General features: G+C 45.1%; 6 protein-coding genes and 2 pseudogenes. 2 read left to right on the forward strand and 6 right to left on the reverse strand.

Annotation, left to right across the window (positions count from 1 at the left end):
* A pseudogene (locus Q0191_RS02475) lies at positions 1-260 on the forward strand (LD-carboxypeptidase); the annotation flags it as partial.
* Between the two features lie 39 nt (positions 261-299).
* On the opposite strand, the gene Q0191_RS02480 reads toward Q0191_RS02475, so the two are convergent.
* The 5 genes from Q0191_RS02480 to Q0191_RS02500 form a co-directional block, all read right to left on the reverse strand.
* A complete protein-coding gene (locus Q0191_RS02480) occupies positions 300-1550 on the reverse strand; it encodes a S41 family peptidase (RefSeq protein ID WP_297663531.1) in 1251 nt (416 codons plus the stop codon).
* Positions 1551-1654: 104 nt separating this feature from the next.
* Positions 1655-2905, reverse strand: coding sequence for a carbohydrate-binding domain-containing protein (locus tag Q0191_RS02485; RefSeq protein WP_297663532.1), 1251 nt, complete (start codon positions 2903-2905; stop codon positions 1655-1657).
* Between the two features lie 20 nt (positions 2906-2925).
* A complete protein-coding gene (locus Q0191_RS02490; protein WP_297663533.1) occupies positions 2926-3606 on the reverse strand; it encodes a DUF4956 domain-containing protein in 681 nt (226 codons plus the stop codon).
* Positions 3599-4324, reverse strand: a complete 726-nt coding sequence (locus Q0191_RS02495) for a polyphosphate polymerase domain-containing protein (protein WP_297663535.1) — start codon at positions 4322-4324, stop codon at positions 3599-3601. The genes Q0191_RS02490 and Q0191_RS02495 overlap by 8 nt, the downstream gene beginning before the upstream one ends.
* Positions 4325-4576: 252 nt before the next feature.
* Positions 4577-6976, reverse strand: a complete 2400-nt coding sequence (locus Q0191_RS02500; RefSeq protein ID WP_297663537.1) for a YhgE/Pip domain-containing protein — start codon at positions 6974-6976, stop codon at positions 4577-4579.
* 141 nt (positions 6977-7117) lie between these two features.
* Between Q0191_RS02500 and Q0191_RS02505 the strand changes: the two genes are divergently transcribed.
* Positions 7118-7648 carry a TetR/AcrR family transcriptional regulator gene (locus Q0191_RS02505; protein WP_125445870.1) on the forward strand — a complete coding sequence of 177 codons (531 nt, stop codon included), beginning with the start codon at positions 7118-7120 and terminating at the stop codon, positions 7646-7648.
* Between the two features lie 104 nt (positions 7649-7752).
* Here the strand turns inward: Q0191_RS02505 and Q0191_RS02510 are convergent.
* Positions 7753-7868 (reverse strand): annotated as a pseudogene (locus tag Q0191_RS02510) (30S ribosomal protein S4); the annotation flags it as partial.

The following is a 7868-nucleotide window of genomic DNA, read 5'->3' on the forward strand; positions in this document are numbered from 1 at the left end:
ATGTGGAGTTTGACCGCAATCTAGCTGCCCTCCTTCAGGCCTATCCTAACCCGCATGCCCTTCTCATTGGCCGTTTTCCAAAAGAATGTCAGATGACAGAGGAGTTGCTCCTTTATATCTTGGATAAACATCCGATTCTCAAACAAATTCCCGTTCTTTATGACTTGGACTTTGCTCATACTCAGCCGCTCTTTACCATTACCATCGGTGCTCAAGTGACCGTGGATACAGAGAAGATGTCTATCAGAATTGATGAATAAACAAGAGACGACCTCCAAACAAAAGGTCGTTTTTGATATCTAAAAGTCATGAATCATCTCTAAACAGCGCTCCAAATCCACATCCCGCTCCAGATGCTCAACTGTCCAAGGAATAAGGATGTCTGGTTCAATCCCCTTGTCTGTCATACCCTGTCCCTTATCAAGTGCTAGAGCGCGTGAAGTTGGAAAGTTCAAACTATAGTCACCATAATCTACCTGACAGCAGTTAGAATAATCTAGTATTCCAAGAGTCGGGCGCCCCAGAACCGTCACCTTAGGAAAACATTTCATCATCTGGACAAAATTGTCTCCCGACGAAGCACAGTAGACATCTGCCAAGACAAAAATCTTCTCAGGATGGCTTCCTCCTTTCACATTAGGAAACATTTCCCTGTCCTCGCCTCCAAATTTAACATAGCCTTTGCCCCGATTGGCCTGCAGGTCTTGCATGATTATCTCCAACAAATCCTTCGTCTCCTGATTAATCCCTTCCTGCTGCACGTAGGCTTCAAAATCTTTCAAACGCAGGTCAACATTCCGCTCTGTGTAGAGAATTTCCATCCCTTCATCAGTCCAGCCCAAGTCAGAATAGACTTGCCCCTCAGAAAGAGCATAGTGGAGCAGGGGAAAATACAGCGAGTCCATCCCTCCAGTATTTTGACGGACATCAATCACCAGACAAGCAGCCCTCTTGATAGTATCTTGTGCTTCCTGATAGAGTTTGTTGATGGCTTTCTCGTTCCTAAAGTCATCCAAACGGAGATAAATAACACCCTTTTCTAACTCTTTCCATTCAAATCGACTCTCTACAGGATTCTGGCTAGGCTCAACTGAAAGGATTTGCTCTGCTCCTGCTCGCAAAACAGTCACTTGCCTAGCTTTTGAAATCAACTCGCTCCACTCACGGTAGTTTCGCTCGGGCGTTGAACTGGTAAAATACGCTCGGTGCATCCTATAAAACTCTTCTAGATGCTGTCCATCCAGTTTCACAATTTGATCGCCCGCCTGCAAATTCGTATCTGCATTAGCCTGCTCAACATAAAGTCCTTGGATTGTTGAACGTAGAACAAAACCTTTTGGCTTAGCATATTTCTCCCGAAAAGCTACATGGCCAATAACTCCGAAGCTAGCTAGATAAGTCTGAACCTGATAAAGAAAGTCCTTTTCACTCATATCGTCTGAAATACATTCGCGAAAAATAGTCGGATCCGCACCGGCAATATCCTTTTTAGTTGCCGAATCTTGGGTCATAATCGAAACAACATCTTCAAAAATAGCCGTTTTTCTCATCGTATGCTCCTCTTCATCATTGAGACCAGTATATCATTTTTGTACATTTTATGCCGATTTAAACAAAAAAATCTAAGCACAATCTCTGCTTAGATTTTTTCTAATCAATGTCCACCGGGACCCCCGCCTTGTCCGCCTGGGGCACCGCCGCCACCAGGTCCATCTGCCGTGATTTCGGTTCGGGTTTGCCCATTGACCGTGATGGTCCCGCCCGTATAGGTAGCCTTACCATCAAAGTCAAAGGCAGACACAGTGGACGTGATAGCTAGGTTTCCGCCTGTCATGATGATATCGCCGTTGGAGTCAAGGGCGTCTGTATCGCCTTGGCCGACCTCAACCTTGATGTCACCACCAGTAATCTTGATGAAAATCTCAGCCCCAGTCGCCGTACTAGCTGCATTGATTCCATCATCCGTCGCATAAAGGTCAAGTGTACCGCCGTTAATCGTGACATTTGTTCCCTCTAAAGCTTCGACACTGGACTTGACTGTGATGGTGCCACCGTCGATCACCGCTGCATTGCTAGCATGAAGGCCGTCATCGCCAGCATTAATCGTAATGGTCCCAGACTGGATATAGAGATTTCCGAGCGAAGTGTCCTCGTCATTATCTGCGTGGATCGCATCCTCCGTTGCGGTAATATCCAGACTAGCCTCCTTGATGTTGATGGCATCATTGGCTGACAAGCCATTCTTGTAGCCTTTAATCGTATAAGTCCCGCCTGTGATGCGCAGGTCATCATTAGACTCGACTGCGTTACCATATTTTCCTTCAATGGTCAGACTGCCTGAGCCGTTAAAGGTCAAGTCGTCCTTGCTGTAAATGGCCGCATCGTAGTCAGTATTGGTGTGATTGGCTGAGTCAGAAATGCTATTCTTGCTGCCTTCAGCTAGGGTAATGAAGGTTTTATCCGCATTTTCTACCACAATCGCTGCATCCGTCCCTGTCATGGTCACGCCATCCAAGACGATCTGAACCTTGTCTTGATCGCCAGCCTTGATAACAATCTGCACATTTTCACTGCTGCCAGAGAGGACATAAGTCCCAGCTGCCGTAATGGTCACCGTTGAGCCAGAAACGCTCGCTCCGTCACCAGATGTCTTGGCTGTAGAGCCGCTCAAGCTAATCTTGGTCGCTGTCGACTCATCATAAGAAGCATCCTGATCACGATCCGTGAAATAGCTAGATGTATCTGTCTTTGTCGTACTGCTAGCCGTTTGAGTGGTCGTGGCACTAGCACTCGTAGGAGTGCTGGACTGGTTGGTCAAGCTGCAAGCTCCCAAGGTGACACTCATTAGCGCTAGAGGCACCATTAGTTTTATTTTCTGAACTATTTTTTTCTTGCCTGTTTTCATGATTGACCTCTTTCTAGATATTATAATTCATTTTCTTTCGTAATGTAGCGGCTGATGGCAATCTCTAAATTTCCATTGCGCGTGCGCAGGGCATCGATGAGTTCTTTTTCGGTCATTCGACCATTCAGCTGAATAATGTATTTAAGCTTGAACAAGCTCCCCATATCAGAGGTTTTGACATTGGCTAGCTCAATATGATTTGCAGCTTTGTTAAAAATATCATCAAAAATGCTTTCATAGTCCAGACTTTCTGGTATGACGACAGTCAGCTGGCGCATGGAATGCTTCATCTGACCAAAATTAACCACCTCAAGCAGCAGCATGGCAAGCGACATGATGAGGGTAAAGACGGTCGCAAAGACCAGATAGCCCATTCCGATGGCAATCCCGATTGTCATAACTAGGAAAATGGACACCAACTCCTTGGCCCCTCCCGGTGCGGAACGGAAACGAATCAAGCTGAAGGCCCCCATGACGGCAACCCCTGCTCCCAGACTTCCATTGACCAAGAAGATGACAATTGCAATCAAGGTCGGCAAAAGCGCCAAACTCATCACAAAGGATTTGCTGTAAACCGTCTTAAACTGGTAAACCTTGGCAACGACCAAGCCCAAAAGCAAGGACACTCCGATTGCCAGCATCATCATAGCCGGATCTACGGCCGTATCGGTAAAAATATCATAAAATAAGTGACTAAGCATGATTTACAACTCCTTTATAGTCTGTCGTTTTCTTGTAAGCAACCCCGTATTTGGAAAAGGAACTTGGAAAGACCTGATGGCGATCCAAAATCTCACTCAGCCAGAGCGGATAGGCTCCTGGCACCTTGACTTCCATAATCACATGATGATGCGGCAGAAGATTTTCTCCGTAATGACCATGCAAGAGGCTCAAATCATAGTTCCGGTAGGTCAAATCGTGGTCAATGGTAATTCGAACATTGGGATCCTCAATCCCTTTCATGGAATAACGATTGTAGTAGATATACATCATAGGCCGCAGGCCACCGTAGCGCTGACTCAGCCAGTCGATTTCCTCACGAATCTGACAATCTTCAATCTTACTGTGATCGCCCTCCAAGTAAGCCTCGGCAGCCACTAGATCTGTCGAAATGCGGCGTTTGTAGACAATCTTACGCACTTTTTTCTTGATTTCCAAAAAGACTTGACTGTCTTCTTTCGGATGTTCATCGTAAGTCCGCACGCGCAATTTTTCTTTAAAATAGGGCTTTTCTAAAGACTCACGAATCATTTGATAGGTCGGGGTGTCGTAGTAAAGATTGTTGATGGTCGAATAAGCATGCTCATTCTCCACCAGATGGCCTTCAAACTCGGTCAATAAATCGGCCAAAGTTTCTTTGGAAATAATGTATTTGGTTTCAAATCGTTGAAATTTATCTTTAAATGTTTTTTTAGCCATGGATTCTCCCCCTGTCTTTCTTGTAACTAGAGCCATTTTACGGATGAAAACTTAAAGGAAGGCTAAAGAAAACTTAAAGAAAACAAAACATTCATATTTTCATACCGAATAAAATAGACTTGTGGAGAAAATCTATACAATAAAATTCTCTGCTGTTTCACGACTGTTTCACGTGAAACAAAAAAACTTGGTTCTGTTCACAAAACCAAGTTATTCCTTTCGAAGAGAAAATAATCTGCACTCTTCTCTATCTTAAATGATTTCTTTCTTATCAGGACGATAGGCTATTGTTCCTAAGGCCATGAAAAGCAGTAAAGTCGTGGTCAAGAAGGCTAGTTGGCCACCGATTTGACCATTCATCGAGATCGTTTCCCGCAGTCCTGACACCGCATAGCTCATCGGCAAGATTGGATTGAGTTTTTGGAAGATTTCCGCCGTCAGAGGCAGCGGATAAGTACCAGCGCTGGAAGCCAACTGCAGGAGCAAGAGGATCAAGGAGATAAAGGCCCCGACCTTACTATCCCAAGTGACCAGAGTTGTCACAACCGCCATAAAGGTCATGCTGGCTAAAACAGTCAAGGCCAGCGTCGTCCATTCATAGTTGGCCTCAAGACCAATCAAATGAACCGCTCCATAAACCAAGATGCCAGCCAAAACAGAAATCAAACCATTGACCTCCAGACGAGCCTTGAGCCAAGCTTTGCGAGAAGCTGGAACTTGACCAGAAGGGAGCGTGCCGAAAATAACATTGGTCGAAATCGCTGCTACAAAAAGAGCAACAGAAATCATGTAGGGAGCCATACCAACACCATTTTTACCAACCTGATCTTTATCTGTCTTTTTCAGCTCGACAGGACCAGCCAAGGCAGCTGCATTGTCCTCTGTCACTGAAAGCTCGGACAATTGACCCTTGGCATCCGTCAAGCCTGTATTTAGAGTCTGAGCACCGATTGATAAATCTCCCAGCCCACTGTTTAAGGTGAGACCACCAGTCGCTAACTGCTGAGAACCATCCGCCATTTGAGTGGCACCCGTAGATAATGTTTGCATCCCTGTGACCAAAGTTGAGGATTTATCATTTAATTGAGAGAGGCCTGAGCTGATTTGACCAATTCCTGAAGTCACTTGGTCATTATGGCTCGCTAGATTAGCCGCTCCTTGAGAAAGCTGATCAACCCCTGCAGTATATGCCGCTACTCCCTGAGCTACTTGAGAAAGGCCGCCTGTATAAGCCGTAATGCCTTGAGAAAGGGTCGCTGAACCAGTGCTGGCAGAGGACAGAGCTTCATTTACCTGACCTAGACCGCCGTAGAGGCCACTAATCATAGCTGAAGCACCTGGCAGGACTTGATTGGCTGCGGCTGACAGCTGACTTGCCTGACTGCTAGCCGTTTGCAGTCCTTGCAGATTCGTTTGGATAGCTTGAACTTCCTGTACAATGGCTGCCGCCGCACTGCTGCTAGAATCCGTACCACCTGCTAGAGCTGCTTTTAGTTCTTCTTGCTCACTGGCAGAGAGTTTCTGGTAAGCAGCTGTGCCTTCTAAAGCGGCCACGGCTGCCGCCCGATCACTTTGCGCACTACTTGCCAAAGACTGGGCATTGGTCGCAATCGTCGTGAGAGAAGCCGCAATTGTTTCCGTTGGCAAGCTCGTTCCCGATGTGGCATTCTGAATAGCTGTATTGAGCTGATCTAGACCCGCCGTCAACTGAGCAACCTTTTCTTGATTAGCAGTAACACTGCTATTAACGGATGATTGCAGTTCTGCCAAACCACTATTTAGACGCTCCACACCAGCGACTAATTCCTGTGAATTGCCCGTCAGTTGGTTAGTTCCATTCAGTAATGTTTGTGACTGAACGGTTAATTGACTGGCACCAGCTGAAAGCTGCCCAACTCCATCTGTATATTCCGTCATCTTGCTAGTAAAAGTCGGCAAGCCGGCATTGATCTGAGCCACTCCATTTGTGTATGCTACCAGACCAGTTGACAGCGCTGTGGCTCCATCTGAGAAGGTTAGGCTGGACTGAGCTAGACTTTCCAAGTTAGTAGACAGTTTTTTGCTGCCGTTTGCCAATTCCTGACTGCCTTCGGCCAATTTAGCTGTCCCATCTGCGGCTGTTCCAAGTCCACCTTTTAGCTTGTCCATGCTCGCAAAAAGGCTTGTCACATAGCTGTTCGTGATCTTCTGACTGACCGACTGCTTCATCGAAGTCATGGCAGAATCGCTCATTTTACTAGCGATAAAACTATGGCCACTGGATGTTTGATAATTAATCGTGACCTGCTTAGGCTGATTGCTCAAGATACTAGCCGCATTGGCTGATAGATCCTTGGGAAGAGTCACCACCATGTAATAGTCGCCCTTTTCCAGTCCCTTCTCTGCCTGACTCTCATCCACAAAATGAAAATCTAGCGCTGCATTTTTCTTCATATCTTGAACCATATCTGACCCAATGGACAAGTCTTGTCCATACAAGCTCGCCTTCTGGTCCTGATTGACCACCGCTACTGGCAAATCAGAAAGTTTGCCATATGGATCCCACATAGAGCTCAAAAAAATCACATTATACAAGGCTGGAATCAAGGCAACCCCCAGCATGACCACAATAATCTTCGGTTTTTTGAAGATCGCTTTCCATTCTTTGAACATCTTTTCTCCTTTTTTATACACAATGTCTAAAAATTTGATATAATAGATTATACACAATAAAAAAATTAAGGCAAGCAGAAAACTTTATTTTTGTACACCTTGTCTAATTTTGTACAATTCAATCATAAAGGAAAGATTAAAATGACAGAAAGTAATAAACGTAAAAAAACCAAGGCCATCATTGAGAAGGCCATGGTTGAATTATTGCAGAAAGAGTCTTTTGACCACATCACAACAGTCGAATTGGCCCGAGCTGCTGGCATCAGTCGCAGTAGCTTTTATACCCACTACAAAGATAAATATGATATGATTGAGCGCTATCAGCAAGGGCTCTTTCATCAACTAGAATACATCTTTGAGCACAATCGTGAAGATGTTGCAGTCGCTATCACAGAGGTCTTTCAGTTCTTGACCCAAGAGCCTCTTCTGGCTGCCCTCTTGACGGAAAACGGTACTAGAGAAATCCAAAATTTCCTGCGCCATAAGCTCCAATCCTTGCTTTCCCAAATCCTACAAGAACGGTTTCGAAACAAAGCTTTCAATCAAATCGAAAAGGAATACGGCATCGTCTACCTCGTTAATGCTTTCTTTGGCGTCTACCAAATGTGGATCGCCCGAGGCAGTAAGGAAAGCCCTGAACAAATGGCTAATCTTCTTTTAAAGATGCTATAAAACTCAACAACTAATAAAGACTGGGAAATTTTGTCCCAGTCTCTTTTTGTTAATCGAATAAAAAAGAAGCCGAAAACGGCTTCTGAATAAATTTCCAATAGAAATTAAAGCATTTTGTTGTAGAATTCAACGACAAGTGCTTCGTTGATTTCTGGGTTGATTTCATCGCGTTCTGGCAAGCGAGTCAATGAACCTTCCAATTTTTCAGCGTCGAATGATA

Origin of the sequence: uncultured Streptococcus sp. (assembly GCF_938036805.1) — a bacterium.
Classification (GTDB): domain Bacteria; phylum Bacillota; class Bacilli; order Lactobacillales; family Streptococcaceae; genus Streptococcus.

Bases quoted from the DNA above. Each gene is read 5' to 3' on its own strand.
- Q0191_RS02505 (WP_125445870.1), top strand. From the start codon at position 7,118: ATGACAGAAAGTAATAAACGTAAAAAAACCAAGGCCATCATTGAGAAG.
- Q0191_RS02490 (WP_297663533.1), bottom strand. From the start codon at position 3,606: ATGCTTAGTCACTTATTTTATGATATTTTTACCGATACGGCCGTAGAT.
- Q0191_RS02500 (WP_297663537.1), bottom strand. From the start codon at position 6,976: ATGTTCAAAGAATGGAAAGCGATCTTCAAAAAACCGAAGATTATTGTG.
- Q0191_RS02495 (WP_297663535.1), bottom strand. From the start codon at position 4,324: ATGGCTAAAAAAACATTTAAAGATAAATTTCAACGATTTGAAACCAAA.
- Q0191_RS02480 (WP_297663531.1), bottom strand. From the start codon at position 1,550: ATGAGAAAAACGGCTATTTTTGAAGATGTTGTTTCGATTATGACCCAA.
- Q0191_RS02485 (WP_297663532.1), bottom strand. From the start codon at position 2,905: ATGAAAACAGGCAAGAAAAAAATAGTTCAGAAAATAAAACTAATGGTG.